Source organism: Rhodococcus sp. NPDC055112 (genome assembly GCF_053607505.1).
Genome location: NZ_JBSGTR010000006.1, coordinates 47,273 through 71,563, shown reverse-complemented (window position 1 = coordinate 71,563; position 24,291 = coordinate 47,273). Strand labels below are relative to the sequence as shown.

Below are 24,291 nucleotides of genomic sequence, written 5' to 3'. Positions count from 1 at the left end.
TCAGTTGATCTGGAGCGGCAGACCGAGGTGCCGTCGAACGAAGATGCTCGGAACCCAGGTCGCGTCGTCGGCGAGGGTGATGTCGGAACTGCGTTCGATGAGCAGGGTGATGGCGGCGACGGCCTCCATCCGGGCGAGCGCAGAGCCGACGCAGAAGTGGGTGCCCTTGCCGAAGGCGAGATGGGAGCGGATGCTCGGGCGGTCGAGGACGACCTCGTCGGGACGATCGAATCGTGCCGGGTCGCGGTTGGCCGAGCCCCACAGCAGGAGCGCGTGACTGCCCGCAGGGAGCGTGACCCCGCCCAGCGTGGTGTCGGCGACGACGTGCCGGTGATGCGCCCGGAAAGGGGATTCCAGCCGGAGCGCCTCGTCCAGGAAATGATCGATGAGCGCGGGGTTGTCGCGGAGCCGGCTCTGGATCTCGGGGTTGGTGGTGAGCAGACGCGCCGAGTTGGCGATCAGTCCAGCCGTGGACTCACCGCCCGCACCGACCAGCTGCACGAGCATCAGGACCGCGACGTCGTCGGTGAGGTCACCGGAAGCGCAGGCGCGGGCGAGGACGCCCATGTAGTCGTCCTGTGGGTCGCTCTTGGCCCGGATGAACTGGGTGTGCAGGTATCCGGCGAGCTCGACGGACGAGGTCACCAGCTGCCCGAGCCGGTCTGCGGTGACCACTCCGCCGAGCAGCTCGGTGCTGTCGTACGCCCAGGTCAACAGCTGCGGGACGTCGCCCTCGGGGAGGCCGACGAGGTTGGCGATCAGCGCGAGGGGCAGCTTGTCCGCCATGTCGGCCGCATAGTCGATCCGGCCGTCCCGCAGGCCCTCGTCCCACAGCCGATCGGCCAGCAGGTCGACGGTCGGGCCCAGCGCGCGAATTCTCTTGCCGAGCGTCTGCAGCACCAGCTTTCGGTGGTGGGCGTGGGTCGGATCGTCGGCGGTCGCGAGCACGTGGATCGCCTGCCCGCCCCCATCCATGTCGAAGGTGAGCGGCGGCCCGTCCTGCTGTTGGACCAGGACCCCGGTCAGGTTGGAGGAGAAGTCGTCGACGCGGGCCGCGGCCTCGGTGACCAGGTCCCATGTGGACACGAGGTAGAAGTCGGTTCCCGGGACCCGATGGACGGGCGAGTTCTCCCGCAGTGCCCGGTACAGCCGGTTCGGGTCGTCGAGATTCGCGGGATCGAAAATGTCGATCCCCTCGAGCGGCAACGCGGTCATCGAATCTCCCACCGGTAGTAGAACCTGTTTCAGAAGCATCACCGTCCACCCGGGGCCGAGTGCCTGTCAAGGGTGCGGAAGAAGATGAGATCGTGCGGCGTGACCTGCTTGAACCGGAAATCTCACGCTGTCGATCCGGTGCGGCCCTATCGCAGCTCACCGCGGTGAGCTGCGGATCGAGTTATAGACTGATCGACAGATTTGTCTCACCTTGAGACAAAGTCGAGACAGCATTCGGGAGGCGTTTCGTGGATGAATCGGACGCGGGTTCGGATTGGCTGGCCGGCGGCAACCGGCGAGCGATCGCGGTGGCGAGGATTCACGCCGCGGCGGCAGAGCTGTTTCTGGAGCGGGGACTCGATCGGGTCGGCGTCGAGGATGTCGCGGCAAGGGCCGGGTGTTCACGGGCAACCCTCTACCGGTACGTCGGGGGCAAGTCCGCGCTGGTCGGCGGAGTCGTCGCCGCGGCGGCGACTGCGGTGGCCCAGCAGGTAGCGGCCGCGGTGGAACCGCTGAGCGGTTCCCGCCGGATCGTCGAGGCGATCCTGATCTCCGTCGCGGCCGTGCGCGCGGACGCCGCGCTGTCACAGTGGCTGACGAATTCACGGACCGGTCGCGGCGACGACTATCTCGCGTCGTCTCCAGAACTCGGCAGGGTCGCCACGGCGTTGACGGGCATCGCGCCCGACCCGGAGGCCGCGCAATGGATTGTGCGGGTGGTCATCTCGCTGCTGACCGTGCCTGCGGGCGACCCGGCGATGGAGCGCCGGATCGTCGAACGCTTCGTGGAGCCGGCGTTCCGCTAGCAGCCGAGGGGCGCGGCCGTTGGCAACGCCGCTTGACGGCGGGGTCCGCCGCGCCGAGATTGGACGGACGCGAGCGGACGGCGCGAGCGGCCGAGATGGAACGAGGGAGCACATGACGGTCGATGACGTCCGGACCCGGCCGGACGCATTGTCGGAGGTCCTCGAGACGATCCGGCTGCGCGGCGACCAGATCGACCGCTGCGAGTCCGTTCCGCCGTTCGCCGTGGCACCCGCAGGCGGGCTGCGGGCGCTGTACCTGGTCGAGCGTGGCGAGGTCGTCATCCGGATCGGCGACACCGCGACGCTGATCATGCTCGGGGCCGGAGACGTGGCCCTGCTTCCGCACGGCTGTGCGCATTCGGTGGAGAGCAGCCAGGACGCGGCGGATCGCGCCCCCGCCGCGCGGTGGCTGCGCGGCACGTTCATCCTTGACGAGGTGCCTGCCGCTCGCCTGCTCGCGGTCCTACCGCCCGCGATCGAGCTCCACCAGGGGCCGGGAACCCGGTTCGAGTGGCTGGAGGTGAGTGGCCGACTGCTCGGCGAGGAGGTCACGAACCCGAAGCCCGGATCCGCCGTGATGGTCTCCCGCATCCTGGACCTGCTCTTCGTCCAGATCTTGCGCGCCTGGGCAGGCAGTGGGGTCGCCGAGGGCGGCTGGCTGACCGCGGCGATGGACCCCCAGGTGGGCAGGGCGCTCGAGGCCATCCACCGAGATCCGGCCCGAGACTGGAGCGTCGAGGCGCTGGCTCACTTGGCGACGCTGTCCCGTTCCGCCTTCGCCGAACGGTTCACCCGCCTCGTCGGGCAGACACCGGGCGCCTATGTCACAGAGCGCCGGCTGGACCGCGCCACCGAGCTGCTGCGGCACAGTTCCACGCAGGTCGGCACCATCGCCACGATGGTCGGCTACGAGTCCGACGCCGCGTTCAGTCGAGCCTTCCGGAAGCGCTTCGCCACCTCACCGCTCCGGTGGCGACGAACCCAGTCGTCCACGCCGGAGCGGTGAGGCGGTCCCGGCTACCGGGGAATCCCGAGCTGACCGATCCCGACCGAGATGGTCGAGGTCTTGGAGATCTCCGAGCCCGCCGGCTGCGCCTGGGTGACCACCTTGCCGACCTGATCGGTCTCCAGGGTGGCCTCCGGATGCTGGACGAGCTGGCTCGAGGATCCGGTCCAGCCCGCGCGCCGCAGTGAGTCCAGCGCCTGCGACACGCTCAGGTTGTTCAGGTTGGGCATCGTGACCATGTTGCCGTTCGAGACCCGGATCTTGACGGTGGCGCCCTTGGCCGCCGCGGTGCCGCCGGTCGGGTCGGTGGAGACCACCTCGCCCTTGGGCCGGCCGGAGTCGATGTTCTCGACCTGGACCTTGAAGCCGGCACCCTCGATGTTGGGTTGTGCGACGTCGAGGGTCTGGCCGACGACGTTCGGGATCCGGATCTGTTCCGGTCCGCTGCCGAGGGTGATCTTCACGGCGCCGTCCAGCGCGACATTCGACCCGGCTTCCGGCTTCTGCGCGACCACCTTGTCCAGCTGGTCCTGCGTCGACGTGGCGGTGCTCACCGTCGGGTCCAACTGCAGGCCGATCGCGTTCAGCGCCTGCGCCGCCTGCGCCTGCGTCATGCCGGTCAGCGTCGGGACCTCAGCCTCCTGCGGACCGGTGGACACGTCGAGGGTCACCGTGGTGCCCTCGTCGGCCCTGGTCCCCGCGACGGGGATGCTGGTGATGACGCTGCCCGAGGCCACGGCATCGCTCGGCTTCGGCTGCGTCTGCACCCGGAAACCGAGATCCTGCAGCGCGTTCTGGGCGTCCTGCGCGGACTGGTTGGCGACGTTCGGGACCGTGACCTGTTCGGCCTTCGAGCCGGGCCCGAGCGACCACAGGAACGCGCCGACGATGCCGATCACCGCCAGCGCCGCCAGCGACAGCAGTACCGCGCGCACTGCCTTGCGGCTGCGCGGCTGGCCGTCCTCGGGCGCAGGCGCGGCCGCCTGAGCCACCGGCGGGGGCGAGACGGGGGGTGCGCCGTACCGGTTCGGCGCGTCCACCGCGCCGAGAATCGTGGTGCGGTCCTCGTCGTTCATCACCATCGGCGCGCCAGGACGCTGACCGCCGAGCACCCGCACCAGATCGGAGCGCATGTCGGCGGCGCTCTGGTACCGGTTGGCCGGGTTCTTGCTCATTGCCTTGAGGATCACCGAGTCGAGCTCGCGCGGCACGTTCGGGTTGACGCTCGACGGCAGGGCCGGGTCCTCCCGGACGTGCTGGTAGGCGACGGCCACCGGGGAATCGCCCTTGAACGGCGGCTCGCCGGTGAGGATCTCGAACAGCACACAGCCGAGCGAGTACACGTCCGAGCGTGCGTCGACCTGCTCCCCACGCGCCTGCTCGGGCGAGAGGTACTGCGCCGTGCCGATCACCGCGGAGGTCTGCGTCATCGGGCTGGAGGCATCGGAGATCGCGCGGGCGATACCGAAGTCCATCACCTTCACCGCGCCCGCGCGGTTGATCATGATGTTCGCCGGCTTGATGTCGCGGTGCACGATCCCGTTGCGATGGCTGAAATCGAGCGCCGCACAGACGTCGGCGATGACCTCCATCGCGCGCCGGGCCTGCATGGGGCCCTCGGTGCGGACGATGTCGCGCAGCGTGTCGCCGTCGACGTACTCCATCACGATGTACGGCAACGGACCGCCGTCGGTCTCGGCCTCGCCGGTGTCGTAGACGGCCACGATGGCCGGATGGTTCAGGGCCGCCGCGTTCTGCGCCTCGCGGCGGAACCGGAGGTAGAACGTGGGGTCGCGGGCGAGGTCGGCGCGCAGCACCTTGATCGCGACATCCCGGCTCAGGCGCATGTCGCGTGCGAGGTGCACCTCGGACATGCCACCGAAGCCGAGGATCTCGCCCAGCTCGTAGCGGGAGGAGAGCTTGCGGGGTGTGGTCATGGCTGTCCTTGCGGGGCCGGTTCGAGGACGTCCGGCGTGGTCGTGGCGGTGGTCGTGCGGGGCGCGGTCGTGGTCGTGGTGGTCGGTTCCGTCGTGGTGGTCGTCGGCTCCGTGGTGGTCGTCGTCGTGGTGGTGGTCGTGGTCGGTTCCGTCGTGGTGGTCGTCGGTTCCGTGGTGTCGGTCGTCGTCTCTTCCGTCGTCGTTGTCACCGGCGGACGGGTGGTGGTGGTGACCACCGGCCGCGTCGTGGTCACCCGCGGCGGCGTCGGACTACTCGGCGCTCCGCCACCGCCGGACAGGAGGATCCACATGGAGATCAGCAGGGCCGCGAGCAGCAGTCCGCCGCCGCCCCACGCCAGGATCTTCTGTCCCTTGGTCATGCCCGTCGCCACCGCCGGCACCGACCCGGAATCGGGGCCAGCATATTCGCGCTGGGACGTCGGCAACATCTGGGTCCCGACGACGGGCGGCACCGCCCCCGTTCCAGGCCGCGGCGGCAGGCCCGCCCCTGGCAGCGGCGGCCGCGCACCCGACCTGACCACGGCGACCGCGTCGGCGAACTCGCCGCCGCTGCCGTACCGCGCGGCCGGGTCCTTGGCCATCGTGATGTCGATCAGCTCGCGCACGTTCGGTGGCAGATCCGCAGGCAGCGGGCTCGGCACCTCCTGAACGTGCTTCATCGCCACCGTCAGCGCGCCGTCGCCGATGAACGGGCGGCGGCCGGCGAGGGCCTCGTAGCCGACCACGCCCAACGAGTACACGTCGCTGGCAGGCGAGGCGTCCTGTCCGAGTGCCTGTTCGGGCGCGATGTACTGGGCGGTGCCCATCACCATGCCGGTCCTGGTCACCGGGGAGGCCTCGACGGCCTTCGCGATGCCGAAGTCGGTGATCTTCACCTGGCCGGCCGGGGTGATCAGGATGTTGCCGGGCTTGACGTCGCGGTGCACCACGCCCGCCTCGTGCGCCACCTGCAGGGCGCGGCCGGTCTGCTCGAGCATGTCGAGCGCGTGCGGCAGCGCCAGCCGGCCGACACGCCCCAGCACCGCGTTCAGCGGCTCTCCGTTGACCAGCTCCATCACCAGGTACGCGGTGGACTGGCCGACGCTGTCGAGGGTCTCGCCGTAGTCGTAGATCCCCGCGATGCCGGGGTGGTTGAGCTGGGCGGTGGTGCGGGCCTCCGTGCGGAAGCGCTCCAGGAACTCGGGGTCCGCGGAGTACTCCGACTTGAGGACCTTGACCGCGACTCGGCGGTGCAGGCGGTTGTCGGTGCCCTCCCAGACCTGGCCCATGCCGCCGGTGGCGATCAGCCGCTGCAGCCGGTACCGGTTCGCGATCACCGCGCCGTTGTTCAGACTCATCACTCAGCCCCCCTGCCGCAGTCCGGCTTCGATGACGGCCCGCCCGATCGGTGCCGCGACCGAGCCTCCGGTCGCGGCCAGGGCGCGGTCGCCGCCGTTCTCCACGAGCACGGCGATCGCGATCTCCGGGTTCGCAGCGGGGGCGAACCCGATGTACCAGGCGTGCGGTGGGGTGTTGCGGGGATCGCTGCCGTGCTCGGCGGTTCCGGTCTTGGACGCGATCTGGACGCCGGGGATCTTGTTGCCGCCGCCGGTGTTGTTCTCCGAGCCGATCATCAGGTCGGTGAGCGTCGCCGCCACCTGCGGGGACACCGCCTGACCCAGCGACTCGGGGTGCGTCGTTGCCAGGTTCGACAGGTCGGGACTCTGCAACTGGGCCACCACGTGCGGCTGCATCCGGACCCCGCCGTTCGCGACGGTCGCGGCGATCACGGCGTTCTCCAGCGGCGTCAGCGCGACGTCGCGCTGGCCGATGCTGGACTGCCCGAGCGCGGCGTCGTCGGGAATCGACCCGACGGTGCCGTCCGCGACCGGCATCGGGATGCCGGGCGAATCGGGCTGGATGCCGAACCCGGCGGCCTCCTCCTTGAGGGCGTCGGCGCCGGTCCGGATGCCGAGCTCGACGAACGCCGTGTTGCAGGACCTGGCGAAGGCCTCCCGCAGCGAGGCGGTCGGACCGCTGCCGCAGGTGCTGCCGTTGTAGTTCTCCAGCGTGGTGTTGGTGCCGGGCAGCGTGATGTTCGGCGCCGCGGTCAGCTGCTCCTCCGGGTTTGCCCCATTGCTCAGCGCGGCGGCGGTGACCACCACCTTGAACGTGGAGCCGGGCGGATAGGTCTGCGAGATGGCCCGGTTGAGCAGCGGCTTGTCCTCGTCCTCGTTCAGCGCCTCCCAGGCCTGGGTGCTGACGGCGCCGTCGTGGCTGGCCAGCAGGTTCGGGTCGTAGCTGGGTGTGCTCACCATCGCAAGCACCTCGCCGGTGCTGGGCTTGATCGCGACCACCGAGCCGGTGTAGCCCTTCGCGGTCAGCTGGTCGTACGCCACCTGCTGGACGACCGGGTCGAGGGTGGTGACCACGTTGCCGCCGCGCGGGTCGCGCCCGGAGACCAGGTCGAAGAACCGGCGCCCGAACAGTCGGTTGTCGGAGCCGTTGAGCACCTGGTCCTCGGTGCGCTCGAGTCCCGTGCTGCCGTAGAGCATCGAGTAGAAGCCGGTGACCGGCGCGTTCGCGAACGGGCTCGACGGCGCCGCCGGGTTCGGCGGATACGTGCGCAGGTACTTGTACCGGTCGTCGGTGGGGATGGACGCGGCCAGCACCTGACCGCCCGCCGAGATCTGTCCGCGCTGACGCGAGTACTCGTCGAGCAGGATCCGGGAGTTCCGCGGGTCGGTGCGCAGGTCGTCGGCTTTGATGACCTGCACGTACGTGGCGTTGGCCAGGAGTGCCACCACCATCACCATGACCGCCATCGCGACGCGGCGCAGGGGCGTGTTCATGGGCGCCTCAGCATTTCGGTCGGTGCGTCCGCGATGGGAGCGGGTCCCTTCTTCGTGGGCTTCGGCGGGGTCCGCGCGGAGTCGGAGATCTTGATGAGCAGCGCCAGCAGCAGGTAGTTCGCCAGCAGGGAGGAGCCGCCGTACGACATGTACGGGGTGGTCAGGCCGGTCAGCGGGATCAGCTTGGTCACACCGCCGACGACCACGAAGACCTGGATCGCCACGGTGAACGAGAGCCCGGCGGCGAGCAGCTTGCCGAAGCTGTCACGCACCGCCAGCGCGGTCCGCAGTCCGCGGATGACGAAGATCAGGAACAGCATCAGCACGGCGGCAAGGCCGATCAGCCCGAGCTCCTCGCCGATCGTGGCGACGATGAAGTCGGTCTTCGCGAACGGGACCTGGGACGGGCGCCCGCTGCCGAGGCCGGTGCCTGCGAGGCCGCCGGTTGCGAGCCCGAACAGCGACTGCGAGATCTGATACCCGGTGTTGTTGTAGTCGCCCAGCGGGTCGAGCCAGGTGTTCACCCGGACCCGAACGTGGCCGAAGAGCTGATAGGCGAACACGAACCCGAGCGCGAGCAGCCCACCGCCGATCAGCAGCCAACCGACCCGTTCCGTGGCGATGTAGAGCATCACCAGCACGGTGCCGAACAGCAGCAGCGAGGTGCCCAGGTCCTTCTCGAGCACCAGGACGCCGATCGAGACGACCCAGGCGACGAGAATGGGCCCGAGGTCACGGGCGCGCGGCAGGTCCATGCCCAAGAAATGCCTACCCGCCGTGGTGAACAGCTCGCGCTTGGATACCAGGACGGAGGCGAAGAAGATGATCAGCAGGATCTTGGCGAATTCTCCCGGCTGAATGCTGAAGAACGGCAGCTTGATCCAGATCTTCGCGCCGTTCACCTCGGACATCGACGAGGGCAGCACAGCGGGGAGTGCGAGCAGCACCAGGCCGGCCAGGCCGAGGGTGTAGCTGTAGCGCGCCAGCAGTCGGTAGTCCTCCAGGAACACCAGCACCGCGATGAAGCCGGCGATCGCGAGCGCGGTCCACAGCACCTGCTGATTGGCGTCGGGGGAGGGGATCTCCCACCCGAAGGAGGCCGCGGTCGCGGCGTCGGCGAGGTCGAGTCGGTGGATGAGCACCAGTCCGAGACCGTTGAGCAGCGCGACGATCGGCAGCAGCAAGGGGTCGGCGTGCGGTGCGAACCTGCGCACCGCGAGGTGGGCGATGACGAACAGGACGGCGTAGGCGAGCGCGTACTTGGCCAGGTCGAGGGTGATCTTCTGCTCCTGGCTCGCCTCCACCAGGATGAGCGACAGGGTGGTGATCGCGATGGCACAGCAGATCAGCAGCAGTTCGACGTTGCGTCGGTTCGATTGCACGGGTGCGGGCGCGAACCCTCCGGCCGGACTCGGGAAGGAGGGCCCCGACGGTGCCGCGGAGACAGACATCAGCGGCCGGTCCTGCAGTTCTGCCCGGGCACCTGTGCCTGAGCCAACTCGGAGGGGCTGATCGGCGGTGTCGCGGTGGCGCTTGGCGTCGGCGGCGCCGCGGGGGGCGGCGGTTGGGTGGTCGGCGTGGCCGGGGTGCCGGGCGCGGCGGGTGCACCGGTCGCCGGGGGAGCGGGGGGCGTGGCGGTGACGGTCTGGCACACCGGGAGCAGGTCGGCGGTGGCCAGACGGCTCATCTGCCGCTTGGCGTCGTCGAGGCTCCCCGACGGCAGGCCTGCCCGCACCTGTTCACGGGCCGAGGGCTGCAGGTCGTCCACCATCAGCAGGGTGCAGTTCGTCGGTTCGGCGTCCGGGGTCACCAGGCTCAGCGAGCCGCTGTTGGTGATGCACCCGACGAGGTTTTCCTCCTGCAGCGAGTACCCGAACACGGAACCGGGGACGCCGCGCAGCACGGTCACCCGGCTGTCGTCCGCACCCACGTAGTAGTTGCTGCGGATCAGGCTGCGCCCGACCACGAGTCCCACGACCACGACGGCGATCAGCCCCAGTCCCAACAGGATCCAGGTCAGTCGTCGCTTCGGCTTGGCGGCGTCGGTGTCGACAGGGCCGGTCACCCGGCGCGGGGTCGCCCGCGGCGGGCGCATGGCGGCGGCCCGTCCGGCGGCGGTGTCCGGCGGCGGGGAGTCGTCCTCGTCCTCGTGGGACGCGGCGCCCGCAACGATGGGATGGCTCTGGCCGTAGTCGAGGTCGATGACGTCGGCGACGACCACCGTGACGTTGTCCGGTCCGCCGCTGCGCAGCGCCAGTTCGATCAGCCGGTCGGCGGACTCGCCGGGCTCCCCCTCACCGAGCACCTCCGAGATGGTCTCGTCGCTGACGACATCGGAGAGTCCGTCGGAGCACAGCAGGTACCGGTCGCCCGCGCGGGCCTCCCTGACCGTGAGCGTCGGCTCGATCTCGTTGCCGGTCAGCGCCCGCATGATCAGGGAACGCTGCGGGTGGGTGTGTGCCTGCTCGGCGGTGATCCGTCCCTCGTCGACGAGGGACTGGACGAAGGTGTCGTCGCGGGTGATCTGGGTGAGCACGCCGTCGCGCAGCAGGTAGGCGCGCGAGTCGCCGATGTGCACCAGGCCGAGCTTGCTGCCCGCGAACAGGATCGCGGTCAGGGTGGTGCCCATGCCGTCGAGTTCGGGCTCCTCCTCGACCTGATCGGCGATGGCGGCGTTGCCCGCGCGGGTGGCGGCCTCGAGCTTGCCCAGCAGGTCCTCGCCGGGTTCGTCGTCGTCGAGGTGCGCGAGGGCCGCGATCATCAGCTGGGAGGCGACCTCGCCCGCGGCGTGGCCGCCCATGCCGTCGGCGAGCGCGAGCAGACGGGCGCCCGCGTACACGGAATCTTCGTTGTTCGAGCGCACCAGGCCACGGTCGCTGCGCGCCGCGTAACGGAGGACGAGGGTCACGGGCGCAGCTCGATCACGGTCTTGCCCACGCGAACCGGGGTGCCGAGGGGGACCCGCACCGCGGTGGTCACCTTCGCCCGGTCCAGGTAGGTGCCGTTGGTCGATCCGAGATCCTCCACGTACCAGTCGGTTCCGCGCTGGGAGAGTCGGGCGTGCCGGGTGGAGGCGTAGTCGTCGGTGAGCACGAGGGTGGAATCGTCGGCCCGGCCGATCAGGACGGGCTGCGAGCTGAGCGTGATGCGGGTGCCAGCCAGCGCGCCCTGCGTGACGATGAGGAACTTGGCCACCTTCGGCTTGCCGAACGAGGGCAGCACCGAGGAGCTACGCGAATACCGGGGCGGCACACGCACACCCGAGGCGGCGTAGACGTCACTGCGCAGGGTCCGGAGCACGCCCCAGACGAACAGCCACAGCAACAGCAGGAAGCCCGCCCTGGTCAACTGCAGGATGAGTCCCTGCACGGCGGTCCACCTCCTCATTCGTGGCGATCGGGTGGTCCCGAACTCCGGCATTTTATAGGCAGCATCCTATGGCGATGCGGCCTGTGTCGATCGCGATATGGGTGCGCAACCACCATACGGAATCCGAAGAGGCTTCCGCTGGTTCGGTTGTTTCCGCCGTGGCGGGTCAGAGGATACGGACCAGGATCTCGGAGTTTCCCGCGCGGATGACATCGCCGTCGGCGAGCTGCCAATCCTGAACCGGGGCGCCGTTCACGGTGGTGCCGTTGGTCGAGCCGAGATCCGAGAGCATCGCGACCTGGCCGTCCCAGCGGATCTCGATGTGCCGGCGCGAGACTCCGGTGTCGGGCAGCCGGAACTGGGCCTCCTGCCCGCGGCCGATCACGTTGCGGCCCTCGCGGAGCTGGAAGTTGCGGCCGCTGCCGTCCTCGAGCTGCAGGGTGACCGTGAAGGTGCGGTCGGCATCGAAGCCCGAGTACGCGCCCGCGCCGTACGGCTGCTGGTCGTAGGCCGGGTAGTCCTGGCCGTACGAGCCCTGCTGGTAGTCGTAGTTCTGCGGGGCCTGAGGGGCCTGCTGCGCCGGGTAGCCGGAGCCCTGCTGCTGCGGCGGGTAGGCGGGGGCCTGCGGCGGGTAGGCCGGCGCGCCCTGCTGGTAGCCGCCCTGCGGTGCGTAGGGATCGTTGGCGGGCTGGGCGTACGGGTCGTTGCCGCCCTGCTGCGCGTAGGGATCGGCTGCGCCCTGTGCGTAGGGATCGTTGGCGGGCTGGGCGTACGGGTCGTTGCCGCCCTGCGCGTACGGATCCTGGTAGCCGCCGCCGTAGGGGCGCTCGTAGCCGTTGCGTGGCTGCTCGCTCGCGTAGCCGTTGTTGCGCGGCTGCTCGCTGGGGTAGCTGTTGCCGTTGGCGTAGCTGTTCGAGGCGTAGGCCGGCTGGTATTCGGGCCGGCCCTCGTTGTCCGCGGGCTCGCGGTTGGCGTCGTAGCCTGAGTTCTGCGTCATGGGGCCAGCTCCTGGGTTCGGATGAGCGGAGGGTCGAGGTAGCGGGACTGCGTGCACTTCCGGGCCGGGGCTACGAGCCGGTGGCCGCCCCGCATCGGGGTCCACCGTCCCGCTGGTCCGGAACTGGCCCGTGTGCAACGCCGGGCTCGGTTCGAACCGCACGGTGATGGGGCCATAGGTCTGCCATCCCTGGTCGCGGATGAAGCCCTCAAGGTGTCGGGCGAAGGCCTTGACTGTCAAGTCCCGGTCCGTCGCCAGTTCGTCGTGATCGGATTCGTTGATGGTGATCACGTACATGTTGGGGGCGAGCAGGTGTCCGCCATCGAGGTGCTGAACCCGGTCGGTGGCCTCCTGCTGGAGCGCGGATTCCACCTCTTGGGGCATGACGCCGCCTCCGAAGACTCGGGCGAAGGCATCCCCGACGGCGCCCTGCAGCTTGCGCTCGAATCGCTGGACGATCCCCATCGTGGCTCCTCTCCGGTCCCGGTGGCGTGTCGCGGCCTCGATGCCGCCCCTGCATGATATCTACCTTTGCCGGATGCCGGTGTGGGTGATCGCTTCCTTCGCAGGTCGGGGGGGCGAATCGTCATTCCCGGCCGGCGCGTGTTAATGTTTCCGGCGTCGCTCGGGCGAGTGGCGGAATGGCAGACGCGCTGGCTTCAGGTGCCAGTGTCCTTCGGGACGTGGGGGTTCAAGTCCCCCTTCGCCCACCACGAGCAGTTCCATGAACTGCCGAGAACGAGGTCACGAACTCGAAAGAGCTCGTGGCCTCGTTTTCGTTTCGGTGGGTGGCTCGAACCCGGAATGCGTCGGTGATCACGCCAAGTCGTGGCCCGGCGGCTACTGGCTGCGGCTGAAGCGCTCCTGGAGTTGAGGATCCTGCTCCCACCACAATGCCTGCGCGGGAGTCGAGGCGACGGGGGCTGGATCCGCGATACCGACTGTGGCTTCAGCCGGGTTGGGGCGCTGTTCGGCGGCGTCGAGTTCGGCGTCGATCGCCGCCGTGTTGGCGCGATCGTCGAGTTTGAAGGCCCGCATCAGTGCGAAGAGGAACGGAATTCCGACGACGTCGCCGAGCAGCCACAGGATCCCGGCGCCGATGGTCTGGTCGGTTTGCTGGTCGGGACCCCAGGATCGGGCGAATTGTTGGTAGTACTCGGCGGCGATGTCCGGGCCCAGCCAGATCACGATCCCGAGCAACCCGTCACCGATGGTCTCGAAGATCGTGATGGTCAGGGAGACCAGTTGGGAGTGCCGGCGAGGTACCGGATCGACCTGCAGACGCGAGTAGAAGTACCCGAATCCGACCACCACCAACACGAGTCGAGTGAGCTGATCGATCCACTGATGCTCGAGAACGGCCGGGTACCAGCCGGTGAGGTACAACAGCCATGGCGTGGCGAGCATCGCCATCGAAGTCGTCGCGGGGTGAGCGAGGACCCTGGCGGCGCGGCTGGACAGCGTTGCGTCCACCCGCCTGCGGCCCGCGGAACCGACGGCATCGCGCAGCACAGTGACGGGTTTGCCGAGCGCCAACCCGAACGGCACGACGAACAGCAGGATCACGACCTGTAGGGCGCGGACCCAGAAGAGCGTGTCGGCGTAGACGCCGACGAAGCTGGTCGCGGCGAACGCCCACATTGCGCACCCCAGCACCAGGAAGTACGAGCTACGGACCCGGCCGACCCCGCCGCCGCGGCGCTCCGCGATCGTGTTCGCCCGCCAGTACCCGAACCCGAGGCCGGCGGTGAGTGTCAGCGTCAGGACATCCCATTGCCACGAAAACAGGGCAGTCGAAAGTGTCAGTGGGGTCTCGACAAAGGACATTCCACATTGTGCCTGACCGGCAAGTACTCGTTCTTGACCAGTACATTTCGCTCAATCCCGGTCTGGTGGACCGCTATCGGGCCATGTGACCGGCCGGTTCTCGTGATGCGGTGTCGAGCGCAGCGATAGGGACTTGGTCCAGTGACCTCTACCACAGTGCGACCGGGTCACGATCCGGTCACGCTATGGTTACCGCAACACTGACCGCAGCTGACATGTTCGCTGCGGTCAGTAGTCATTTCAGGGCAGTTTCGCCATCACCCGAGCTTCGTCGCCAGGCCGATCGCGACATCCCTCAGCGGCGTCAGCCGGGTCGTGGTCGCCACCTTCCCCATGGTCCTCGAGGCGCGCACCAGCGCACGGGTGGGCCGCCGACGGCGCCGGTCGTAGCGGCGCAACGCCTCGGGCACGTCCGCGCTCTCGGTCAGCGCCTCGCCGAGGGCCACCGCGTCGATCATCGCCTCGCACGCTCCGCGGCCCAGGTTCGGTGCCATCGCGTGTGCCGCATCGCCGATCAGGGCCACGTTGCCCCGTACGTACGACGGCAGCGCCGGGCTCTCGTAGAGGTCGTGGTGGAGCAGCGCGGCGGGGTCGAGCCGATCGAGTACCGCCCGGACCTCGGCATGCCAGCTGCCGAACCGATCCCGCAGGAAGGCGGCGCCGCCGTCGGAGTTGTCTGGTCGTTCCGCAGGCTCCACTCCCGCGATGTCCGGTTTCATGCGGACCGCCGCGAAGAAGTTCGTCAGGCCACCGTCGCGCGGGCTGATCCCGAAGAGCGCGCCGTCGCCCCAGGTCTCGGCGGAGTTGTCGGCGGTGCCGGACACCCAGCCCCGCCAGGCAGTCATGCCGAGCGGGCGGGGGCGGTAACGCTCGCCGAACACCGCGTCCCGGATCCGGCTGTTGATGCCGTCCGCGGCGATCACGACGTCGGCCCCGTCGCCGCACCGGTCCCCGGTCGTGTCGTAACGCAGCACTCCCGGACCGAGGGGAGCGGCCAGGGTGGTCAGCAGCGCGGGTCGCGACAGCAGGCTGGTGGACCCGCCCCGCACCGTGACGCGGGCGATGGCGGTGCCGTCCGGGCGCAGCAGCGCACCGGACGACTGCGATACGCTGAGCTCTCGGACCCGGTCGCCGAGTCCGATCGCGTCGAGGGCGGCGAGCGCCTGCGGCCACAGGCCGAGGGCGGTGCCGGTGTCGGGAAGCGCGTCGGCGCGCTCGTGCACCCGAACCTCCCATCCGGCCCGGATCAGGTAGTTCGCGGCGGTGAGGCCGCCGATGCCGCCGCCGACGACGGTTGCTGTTCCCCTCATGTCTCACACGCTACTACGGATGTAGTGCCGATACTACTGTTGTAGTGTCGCGGCATGTCCGGTAAGCGTGAGCGCGTCCTCGACGCCGCCATCGAGGTGCTCGGCACGCGTGGCCTGCGGGCGCTCACCCACCGGGCCGTGGACGAGGTCGCCTGCATCCCGCAGGGCTCCACCTCGAACTACTTCCGGACCAGGGAATCGCTGCTGGAGGCGGTCATGCTCCGGCTCGTCGAGCGGGATCGCGAGGACTGGCGCGCGCTCGCGGCGGTGCCCCAGCCGGCCTCGGTGGACGAGTTCGTCGCCGGGATGACCGCGTTCGTCCGGTCGGCGACGGGATCGGACCGGGTTCGGACCGCCGCTCGGTACGCGCTGTTCGTCGCCGCGGTGTCGGAACCGGGGCTGGCCACTCCGCTCGGCAGGGCCAGGGGCGAACTCCTCACCTGGGCGACGGGCCTGCTCGCGGGGCTGGGGGTGGCCGAGCCGGAGCGGGGGTGCCGAATCCTGTCGGACTACCTCGACGGCGTGATTCTGCATCAGTTATCAACGCCCGCAGCACAATTCGATCCCGCGGGCGAGATCGAGGCGGTCACCCGTGCACTGCTCGGGGCGGATTCCGGCCGCGGGTGAGGGCCGGGGATTCCCGACCTATGCACTGGTCAGGCGGCCAAAAAGGCTAACCTAAGTTGGCGCTCCACGGGGGTGCTGAATTATCGTGTTCGGAACATGCTGGACACACAACCGTCCAGATAGTCACTCAGCCACGTCGGCGGAGGCGGGGACACATCCCGATCACCGTCTGTCGCCGCTGCTGAATGGGCGCGCCGGCCCAGTGTTGCGTCGGCGCTTTGTTTGCCACGTGATGGCCATCAGCGTTGCTGGTCGTCTGTGCATCTGACGCACACGAAGGCTAGGTATGAAGCAATTTCCAGGCCACAGGTCTCCCGGACCCCAGGGCCTCTATGACCCCGCGAACGAGCACGACGCCTGTGGTGTCGCGTTCGTCGTCGACATGCACGGGCGCCGCAGCCGCGACATCGTCGACAAGGCCATCACCGCGCTGGTGAACCTCGAACACCGTGGTGCGGCCGGTTCCGAGCCGAACACCGGCGACGGCGCGGGCATCATGCTGCAGGTCCCGGACTCGTTCCTGCGCGCGGTCGTCGACTTCGACCTGCCCGCCGAGGGTGCCTACGCGACCGGTATCGGGTTCCTCCCGCAGGATGCCGCGGCCGCCGACGAGGCCGCCGCGGGCGTCGAGAAGATCGCCGCGGAGGAGGGCCTGACGGTCCTCGGCTGGCGTGCGGTCCCCACCGACGACTCCTCGCTGGGTGCGATGGCGCGCGACGCGATGCCCACGTTCCGGCAGGTCTTCGTCGCGGCGGCCGACGTGTCGGTCACCGGCATGGCACTGGAGCGTCGTGCCTACGTGGTCCGCAAGCGGGTCGAGCACGAGCTCGGCGACGGCGGGGCAGGCGAGGACGGCCCCGGCCGCGAGTCGGTGTACTTCCCGAGCCTGTCCGGCCAGACCATCGTCTACAAGGGCATGCTCACCACGCCGCAGCTCAAGAGCTTCTACCTGGACCTCCAGGACGAGCGGATGGAGTCGGCGCTCGGCCTCGTGCACTCGCGCTTCTCCACCAACACCTTCCCGTCGTGGCCGCTGGCGCACCCGTTCCGGCGCGTCGCGCACAACGGTGAGATCAACACCGTCACCGGCAACGAGAATTGGATGCGCGCTCGCGAGTCGCTCATCCAGTCCGACGTGTTCGGTGCGGGCGCACTCGAGAAGATCTTCCCGATCTGTACCCCGGGTGCCAGCGACACCGCGCGCTTCGACGAGGTGCTCGAGATGCTGCACCTCGGTGGCCGCAGCCTCCCGCACTCCGTGCTGATGATGATCCCCGAGGCGTGGGAGCGGCACGAGAGCATGGACCCGGCCCGCCGGGCGTTCTACGAGTACCACTCCACGCTGATGGAGCCCTGGGACGGACCCGCCTCGGTGTGCTTCACCGACGGCACCGTCATCGGCGCCGTGCTCGACCGCAACGGTCTGCGCCCGAGCCGCATCTGGGTGACCGACGACGGACTCGTCGTGATGGCCTCCGAGGTCGGCGTCCTCGACATCGATCCCGCCAAGGTGATCAGGAAGGTCCGCCTGCAGCCCGGCCGGATGTTCCTGGTCGACACCGCGCAGGGCCGGATCATCAGCGACGACGAGATCAAGTCGGAGCTGGCGGCCGAGCACCCCTACCAGGAGTGGCTCGACGCCGGGCTCGTGCACATGGCCGACCTGCCCGAGCGCGATCACGTGCACATGAACCACGACCGGGTGCTGATCCGTCAGCAGATGTTCGGGTACACCAACGAGGAACTGAACGTCCTCATCGCGCCGATGGCCAAGACCGGTGGTGAGGCGCTCGGTTCGATGGGCACCGACACCCCGATCGCGGTCCTGTCGGCCCGTCCGCGACTGCTGTTCGACTACTTCTCGCAGCTGTTCGCACAGGTGACCAACCCGCCGCTGGACGCGATCCGCGAAGAGGTCGTCACCAGCCTCGGCGGCAGCATGGGACCGGAGGGCGACCTGCTCCACCCGGGCCCGGCGTCCTGCCGCCTGCTGGCGCTGCCGCAGCCGATCCTGAACAACGACGACCTCGCCAAGCTGGTCCACGTCAACGACGACGGTGACTTCCCCGGCCTGCGTTCGGTGGTCGTGCCCGGCCTGTACCGGGTCGCCGACGGCGGCAAGGGCCTGCGCAAGGCGCTCGACGACATCCGCTTCCAGGTCTCGCAGGCGATCGCCGGCGGGGCCCGGATCATCGTGCTCTCCGACCGGAACTCGAACGAGACGTTCGCCCCGATCCCGTCGCTGCTGCTGACCTCGGCCGTGCATCACCACCTGGTCCGGGAGCGCTCGCGCACCAAGGTCGGACTGGTCATCGAGACCGGTGACGCCCGCGAGGTGCACCACATGGCCACGCTCGTCGGCTTCGGTGCCGCGGCCATCAACCCGTACATGGCCTTCGAGACGATCGAGGACATGATCGAGGGCGGCGACCTCACCGGCATCGCCTTCGAGGACGCGGTCAAGAACTACATCAAGGCCGCGGGCAAGGGCGTGCTGAAGGTGATGTCCAAGATGGGCATCTCCACCCTCGCCTCCTACACCGGCGCGCAGCTGTTCCAGGTGATCGGCCTGTCGCAGGAGCTGGTGGACGAGTACTTCACCGGGCTGAACTCCAGCCTCGGCGGTATCGGCCTCGACGAGCTCGCCGCGGACATCTCGATCCGGCACGGGGCCGCGTACCTGAACCGTCCCGAGGAGCGCGCGCACCGCGAGCTCGAGGTGGGCGGCGAGTACCAGTGGCGCCGTGAGGGCGAGTACCACCTGTTCAACCCGGACACGGTGTTCAAGCTCCAGCACGCCACCAGGACCGGTCAGTACGAGATCTTCAAGGAGTACACCAAGCTCGTCGACGACCAGTCGGAGCGCCTGGCGTCCCTGCGTGGCCTGTTCAAGTTCAAGAGCGGTGTGCGCCAGCCGATCTCGATCGACGAGGTGGAGCCCGCCTCCGAGATCGTCAAGCGCTTCTCGACCGGTGCGATGAGCTACGGCTCCATCTCCGCCGAGGCGCACGAGACGCTGGCGATCGCGATGAACCGTCTCGGTGGTCGCTCCAACTCGGGTGAGGGCGGAGAGCATCCGTCGCGCTTCGAGGTGGAGGCCAACGGTGACTGGCGCCGGTCCGCGATCAAGCAGGTCGCGTCCGGCCGGTTCGGCGTGACGGCGCACTACCTCAGCAACTGCACCGACATCCAGATCAAGATGGCGCAGGGTGCCAAGCCCGGCGAGGGCGGCCAGCTGCCGCCGCACAAGGTGTACCCGTGGGTCGCCGAGGTGCGAGGGTCCACCCCTGGCGTCGGCCTCATCTCGCCGCCGCCGCACCACGACATCTACTCGATCGAGGATCTCGCGCAGCTGATCCACGACCTGAAGAACGCCAATCCCGCGGCTCGCATCCACGTCAAGCTGGTCTCCGAGATCGGTGTCGGCACCGTCGCCGCGGGCGTCTCGAAGGCGCACGCCGACGTGGTGCTGATCTCCGGGCACGACGGCGGCACCGGCGCAACCCCGCTGACCTCGGTCAAGCACGCGGGCGCGCCGTGGGAACTCGGCCTCGCCGAGACCCAGCAGACGCTGCTGCTCAACGGTCTTCGCGACCGCATCGTGGTGCAGGTCGACGGCCAGCTCAAGACGGGCCGCGACGTGATCATCGCCGCGCTGCTCGGCGGCGAGGAGTTCGGATTCGCCACCGCGCCGCTGGTGGTCTCCGGCTGCATCATGATGCGCGTGTGCCACCTCGACACCTGCCCCGTTGGTGTCGCGACCCAGAACCCGGTGCTGCGCAAGCGTTTCGCGGGCAAGCCCGAGTTCGTGGAGAACTTCTTCATGTTCATCGCCGAGGAGGTGCGTGAGCTCCTAGCCGAGCTCGGCTTCCGCACCATCAACGAGGCGGTCGGTCAGGTCGACGCGCTGGACACGACCGAGGCGCTCGAGCACTGGAAGGCATCCAAGCTCGACCTGTCGCCGATCCTGGCGAAGACCGAGTCGTCCTTCATGGATCAGGACCTGTACTGCACCGGTTCGCAGGACCACGGGCTCGAGAAGGCGCTCGACCAGCAGTTGATCGCACAGAGTCGTGCGGCCATCGACAGCGCTCAGCCGGTGAAGTTCGAGTCGAAGATCACCAACGTCAACCGGACGGTCGGCACCATGCTCGGCCACGAGGTGACCAAGGTGTACGGCGGTGCGGGCCTGCCCGAGGACACCATCGACATCACCTTCACCGGATCGGCGGGCAACAGCTTCGGCGCCTTCGTCCCGAAGGGCATGACGCTGCGGCTGTACGGCGACGCCAACGACTTCGTCGGCAAGGGACTCTCGGGTGGACGCATAGTGGTGCGCCCGCCGCTGCAGGCCGCCGACGGGTTCGTCGCCGAGGAGAACATCATCGCGGGCAACGTGATCCTGTTCGGTGCCACCGGCGGCGAGGCCCTGATCCGCGGCATCGCGGGTGAGCGTTTCGCGGTCAGGAACTCCGGCGCGACCGCGGTGGTCGAGGGCGTGGGCGACCACGGCTGCGAGTACATGACCGGTGGACGGGTGGTCGTGCTCGGCGCGACCGGACGCAACTTCGGTGCTGGCATGTCCGGCGGCGTCGCGTTCGTCTACAACCCGGAGAAGTCCTTCGAGAAGGACCTCAACACCGAACTGGTCGATCTCGAGGACCTCGAGCACGAGGACTTCGGCTGGCTGAAGGGTGCCATCGAACGGCACAGGGACGAGACCGGGTCCGAGGTTGCCGCGCGCATCCTCTCGGACTGGTCTCAGCAGGTGAATCACTTCGTGAAGGTGATGCCGCGCGACTACAAGAAGGTGCTCGTGGCGATCGACACCGCGAAGAAGAACGGAACTGACGTGGACGAGGCAATCATGGAGGCAGCTCGTGGGTGATCCAAGCGGCTTCCTCAAGCACACCTCGCGCGAACTGCCGGTTCGGCGGCCGGTGCCGCTGCGGCTGATGGACTGGAAGGAGGTGTACGAGGACTTCGATTCGAAGACCCTCCGCACCCAGGCCAGCCGATGCATGGACTGCGGTATCCCGTTCTGCCACAACGGTTGCCCGCTCGGGAATCTGATTCCCGAGTGGAACGACCTGGTGCACAAGGATCGCTGGCGCGACAGCATCGACCGTCTGCACGCGACCAACAACTTCCCGGAGTTCACCGGTCGGTTGTGCCCGGCGCCCTGTGAGGCGTCCTGCGTGCTCGGCATCAACCAGGATCCGGTCACCATCAAGCAGGTCGAGGTCGAGATCATCGATCGCGCCTTCGACGAGGGCTGGGTCAAGCCGGTGCGGCCGTCCAGCCTGACCGGCAAGAAGATCGCGGTCGTCGGATCCGGGCCTGCCGGCCTGGCCGCCGCGCAGCAGCTCACGCGGGCCGGTCACACCGTGACCGTGTTCGAGCGGGCGGACCGCATCGGTGGCCTGCTCCGCTACGGCATCCCCGAGTTCAAGATGGAGAAGCGCCACATCGACCGGCGCCTGGTCCAGATGGAGTCCGAGGGCACCATCTTCCGGCCGGGAGTCAATGTCGGCGTGGACATCTCGGCGGAGCAGCTGCGTGCGGACTTCGACGCGGTCGTGCTGGCCGGTGGCGCCACCGAGGCGCGCGACCTGCCGATCCCCGGCCGCGAGCTGGACGGCATCCATCAGGCGATGGAGTTCCTGCCGATCGCCAACCGCGTGCAGCTCGGCGATGCGGACGCACCGTCGATCACCGCCGAGGGCAAGAAGGTCGTCATCATCGGCGGCGGCGACACCGGCGCCGACTGCCTGGGCACCTCGCTGCGCCAGGGTGCGGAGCTCGTGCATCAGTTCGAGATCATGCCGCGCCCGCCGGAGGCCCGCGCGGACTCCACCCCGTGGCCGACGTACCCGCTCATGTACCGGGTCTCCTCGGCACACGAGGAGGGCGGCGAGCGGGTGTTCGCGGTGAACACCGAGCAGTTCTCCGGAGCGGACGGCAAGGTCACCGGACTCAAGGCCCACGAGGTCAAGATGGTCGGCGGTCGCTTCGAGAAGCAGGAGGGCACCGACTTCGAGCTCGAGGCCGACCTGGTGCTGCTGGCGATGGGCTTCGTCGGACCGGAGAAGCCGGGCCTGCTGACCGACCTGGGCGTCGACCTGAACGAGCGCGGCAACGTGACCCGTTCCGGCGAGTGGGCGACCAACGTGGACGGCGTGTTCGTGGCCGGCGACATGGGCCGCGGCCAGTCGCTCATCGTGTGGGCCATCGCGGAGGGTCGCGCCTGCGCGGCCGCCGTCGACAAGTTCCTCGAGGGCGAGACCTCGCTGCCCTCGCCGATCGTTCCCACGGCGGCACCGCAGCGATGATCACGGGCCGATAACGGCCTGTAACCGAACGGCAACCCGCCGTCCCGACCACTCGGGGCGGCGGGTTTCCTGCGTAAGGGGGGTTTCCGGCGCTGTCGGTCATATGGACGAATGTTCAGGAAATTGAGGACGTATCAGTTTGGTGACGGTTAGGCTTCGGCCGATTCTGTGATGTGAGTCACGCCACTGCAACCCACTCGGGTGGGCCGTTCAGGAGGTAACCGTGCTCTTGTCCATGACCCGTCGCCTTGCGACACCCCTCATAGCGGCCGGCGCCGCGATGACACTGATGCTCGGCGGTGCGGCCACCGCCGCCGCGCAGGAGACACCCCCGCCGCCCGCGTCGTCGGGCGATAAGACGGCCGACAACCTGCGCTGGAACCTCAGCCTGACCGCCGTGAACGGGACCGCGGTCAACCCCGCCACGCCGGGTGTCAACGTCGTCCACCCGGGCGACACCGTGACCTACACCGCCAAGATCTGGAAGACCGCAGGCATCGGCCGGTACATGACCGCGATCCGGCAGATCCAGCCCGCGGGCTTCCAGTACCTCTCGCACACGATCAGCAAGCAGTCGAACGTCACCAACGAGGGCGCCGCGGGCGTCAAGGCGACGTGCACCGGCGGCGGCTGCAACTCGGTGCCGATCCTGGGCACCAAGGGCTACCTGGACAACGTGAACTTCGACGTCACCTACCAGATCCCCACGACCCAGGCCTTCGGCGACTACAACGCGGGCTTCGTGTTCGACGTCTATGCGTTCAGCACGCAGTCGGGCGCCAACCCCGCAGGCGCGTGGGTGCGCGTCGTCGACCCCGCCGTGAACACCACCACGGACCTGCAGGTCCCCGCCACCGCCAAGACCGGCACCCCGGTCGACCTCACCGCGAACGTCGGGCCCGCCAACGCGGTCGGCACCGTGCAGTTCAAGGACGGTGCCGCGAACATCGGCGGCCCCGTCGGCGTGGCCAACGGCAACGCGACCCTGTCGCACACCTTCGACGCGGTCGGCGCGCACAACATCTCCGCCGTGTTCACCGCAGGTCCCGGCTTCCACGACTCGACCTCCGGGGTGAAGACGGTCGACGTCACCGCCGACACCACGACCGCGATCCAGGTCCAGGCCACCGCGCTGGTCGGCGACGACGTCCAGGTCACCGCGACGGTCACCCCCGCGACCGCAGCAGGCACCGTCCAGTTCAAGGACGGTGAGACCAACGTCGGAGAACCGGTCCCCGTGGTCAACGGCACTGCCTCGATCACCCGCAAGTTCGACGAGGCGGGCACCCACAGCTTCGTCGGCGTCTTCACCGGCACCGCCGGCTACACCGACTCGGTGTCCCCGCCGGCCGAGCTGGTCGTCAAGGATGCCGACTGGGGCACCACCACCACCGTGCTCGAGCCGGTCACCGCGGTCGTCGGTACCTCGGTGAACCTGTCGGCCACCGTGCACCCGATCCCGACCGGCGGCACCGTCAAGTTCCTGGTCAACGGCACGGAGGTGGGCACCGCACCGGTGGGCACCGGTGACGGCGTCGCGATCCTGCCGCACACCTTCGGCGCCGCCGGCACCGCCAACGTGGTCGCCGAGTTCACGGGGACCACCGGCTTCACCGGATCCACCTCGAGCGGCTTCACCGTCACCGTGAACGAGCCGGACACCCGTGAGGCCACCACCACGGCCCTCGCGGTCACCGGCAACGCGGCCGTCGGACAGGCCATGCAGTTCAAGGCGACGGTCGCGCCCGCGGGTGCCAACGGCACCGTGCAGTTCAAGGTCGGCACCACCCCGATCGGTGGCCCGGTGGCCGTCGTCAACGGCGTGGCCACGCTGTCGCACACCTTCGCGGAGGAGGGCACCTTCGGCGTCACCGCCAGCTTCATCGGGGGCGCCGGGTTCAAGGACTCGGTGTCCGGGCCGTCCGTGGTGAACGTCGCGGCCGCAGGCACCCCCGGTGGCACCGGCAGCCTCGACACGGGATCACTGTCCAGCCTGTTCGGTAGCTAGCCGAC

16 protein-coding genes and 1 tRNA gene are annotated in these 24,291 nt (G+C 69.0%); 7 read left to right on the top strand and 10 right to left on the bottom strand.

Annotated elements, in window-relative coordinates:
* On the bottom strand, positions 1 to 1,215 hold the full coding sequence (locus ACWFRB_RS05100; RefSeq protein ID WP_452639309.1) for a cytochrome P450: 1,215 nt from the start codon (positions 1,213 to 1,215) through the stop codon (positions 1 to 3).
* Positions 1,216 to 1,463: 248 nt separating this feature from the next.
* On the opposite strand from ACWFRB_RS05100, the gene ACWFRB_RS05095 reads away from it, so the two are divergent.
* Complete coding sequence (locus ACWFRB_RS05095; protein WP_452639307.1) at positions 1,464 to 2,021, top strand: helix-turn-helix domain-containing protein; 558 nt, start codon at positions 1,464 to 1,466, stop codon at positions 2,019 to 2,021.
* A gap of 112 nt (positions 2,022 to 2,133) precedes the next feature.
* Entirely contained in the window at positions 2,134 to 3,027 is an 894-nt protein-coding gene (locus tag ACWFRB_RS05090; protein ID WP_452639306.1) for a cupin domain-containing protein, read from the top strand.
* A gap of 11 nt (positions 3,028 to 3,038) precedes the next feature.
* Here the strand turns inward: ACWFRB_RS05090 and pknB are convergent, their stop codons facing one another.
* From pknB to ACWFRB_RS05055, 7 genes are all read right to left on the bottom strand, one after another.
* Positions 3,039 to 4,964: a Stk1 family PASTA domain-containing Ser/Thr kinase gene (gene pknB / locus ACWFRB_RS05085; RefSeq protein ID WP_452639305.1), complete on the bottom strand. Its 1,926-nt coding sequence runs from the start codon at positions 4,962 to 4,964 to the stop codon at positions 3,039 to 3,041.
* A complete protein-coding gene (locus ACWFRB_RS05080; RefSeq protein ID WP_452639303.1) occupies positions 4,961 to 6,322 on the bottom strand; it encodes a serine/threonine-protein kinase in 1,362 nt (453 codons plus the stop codon). The genes pknB and ACWFRB_RS05080 overlap by 4 nt, the downstream gene beginning before the upstream one ends.
* A gap of 3 nt (positions 6,323 to 6,325) precedes the next feature.
* A complete protein-coding gene (locus tag ACWFRB_RS05075) occupies positions 6,326 to 7,816 on the bottom strand; it encodes a peptidoglycan D,D-transpeptidase FtsI family protein (RefSeq protein WP_452639301.1) in 1,491 nt (496 codons plus the stop codon).
* Entirely contained in the window at positions 7,813 to 9,267 is a 1,455-nt protein-coding gene (locus tag ACWFRB_RS05070; protein WP_452639300.1) for an FtsW/RodA/SpoVE family cell cycle protein, read from the bottom strand. Before ACWFRB_RS05070 ends, ACWFRB_RS05075 begins: the two co-directional genes overlap by 4 nt.
* Positions 9,267 to 10,724, bottom strand: a complete 1,458-nt coding sequence (locus ACWFRB_RS05065; RefSeq protein WP_452639298.1) for a protein phosphatase 2C domain-containing protein — start codon at positions 10,722 to 10,724, stop codon at positions 9,267 to 9,269. Before ACWFRB_RS05065 ends, ACWFRB_RS05070 begins: the two co-directional genes overlap by 1 nt.
* Positions 10,721 to 11,185: an FHA domain-containing protein FhaB/FipA gene (locus ACWFRB_RS05060; protein ID WP_452639296.1), complete on the bottom strand. Its 465-nt coding sequence runs from the start codon at positions 11,183 to 11,185 to the stop codon at positions 10,721 to 10,723. The genes ACWFRB_RS05065 and ACWFRB_RS05060 overlap by 4 nt, the downstream gene beginning before the upstream one ends.
* Before the next feature lie 166 nt (positions 11,186 to 11,351).
* Entirely contained in the window at positions 11,352 to 12,647 is a 1,296-nt protein-coding gene (locus ACWFRB_RS05055; RefSeq protein ID WP_452639295.1) for an FhaA domain-containing protein, read from the bottom strand.
* Between the two features lie 162 nt (positions 12,648 to 12,809).
* Here ACWFRB_RS05055 and ACWFRB_RS05050 point away from each other — a divergent pair.
* Positions 12,810 to 12,895: transfer RNA gene (locus ACWFRB_RS05050), tRNA-Leu, on the top strand.
* Positions 12,896 to 13,022: 127 nt separating this feature from the next.
* On the opposite strand, the gene ACWFRB_RS05045 is transcribed toward ACWFRB_RS05050, so the two are convergent.
* Positions 13,023 to 14,009: a cytochrome c oxidase assembly protein gene (locus ACWFRB_RS05045; protein ID WP_452639294.1), complete on the bottom strand. Its 987-nt coding sequence runs from the start codon at positions 14,007 to 14,009 to the stop codon at positions 13,023 to 13,025.
* Positions 14,010 to 14,266: 257 nt separating this feature from the next.
* The gene (locus ACWFRB_RS05040) at positions 14,267 to 15,319 is read right to left on the bottom strand and encodes an FAD-dependent monooxygenase (RefSeq protein ID WP_452639292.1); all 1,053 of its coding nucleotides are present in this window, start codon (positions 15,317 to 15,319) and stop codon (positions 14,267 to 14,269) included.
* Between the two features lie 54 nt (positions 15,320 to 15,373).
* Between ACWFRB_RS05040 and ACWFRB_RS05035 the strand changes: the two genes are divergently transcribed.
* The 4 genes from ACWFRB_RS05035 (at position 15,374) to ACWFRB_RS05020 (ending at position 24,286) form a co-directional block, all read left to right on the top strand.
* Positions 15,374 to 15,946, top strand: a complete 573-nt coding sequence (locus ACWFRB_RS05035) for a TetR/AcrR family transcriptional regulator (RefSeq protein ID WP_452639291.1) — start codon at positions 15,374 to 15,376, stop codon at positions 15,944 to 15,946.
* Positions 15,947 to 16,232: 286 nt separating this feature from the next.
* Positions 16,233 to 20,834, top strand: coding sequence for a glutamate synthase large subunit (gltB, locus tag ACWFRB_RS05030; RefSeq protein ID WP_452639290.1), 4,602 nt, complete (start codon positions 16,233 to 16,235; stop codon positions 20,832 to 20,834).
* Complete coding sequence (locus ACWFRB_RS05025) at positions 20,827 to 22,278, top strand: glutamate synthase subunit beta (protein ID WP_452639288.1); 1,452 nt, start codon at positions 20,827 to 20,829, stop codon at positions 22,276 to 22,278. Before gltB ends, ACWFRB_RS05025 begins: the two co-directional genes overlap by 8 nt.
* 223 nt (positions 22,279 to 22,501) lie before the next feature.
* Positions 22,502 to 24,286, top strand: a complete 1,785-nt coding sequence (locus tag ACWFRB_RS05020; RefSeq protein WP_452639287.1) for an Ig-like domain-containing protein — start codon at positions 22,502 to 22,504, stop codon at positions 24,284 to 24,286.
* Positions 24,287 to 24,291 lie beyond the last annotated feature (5 nt).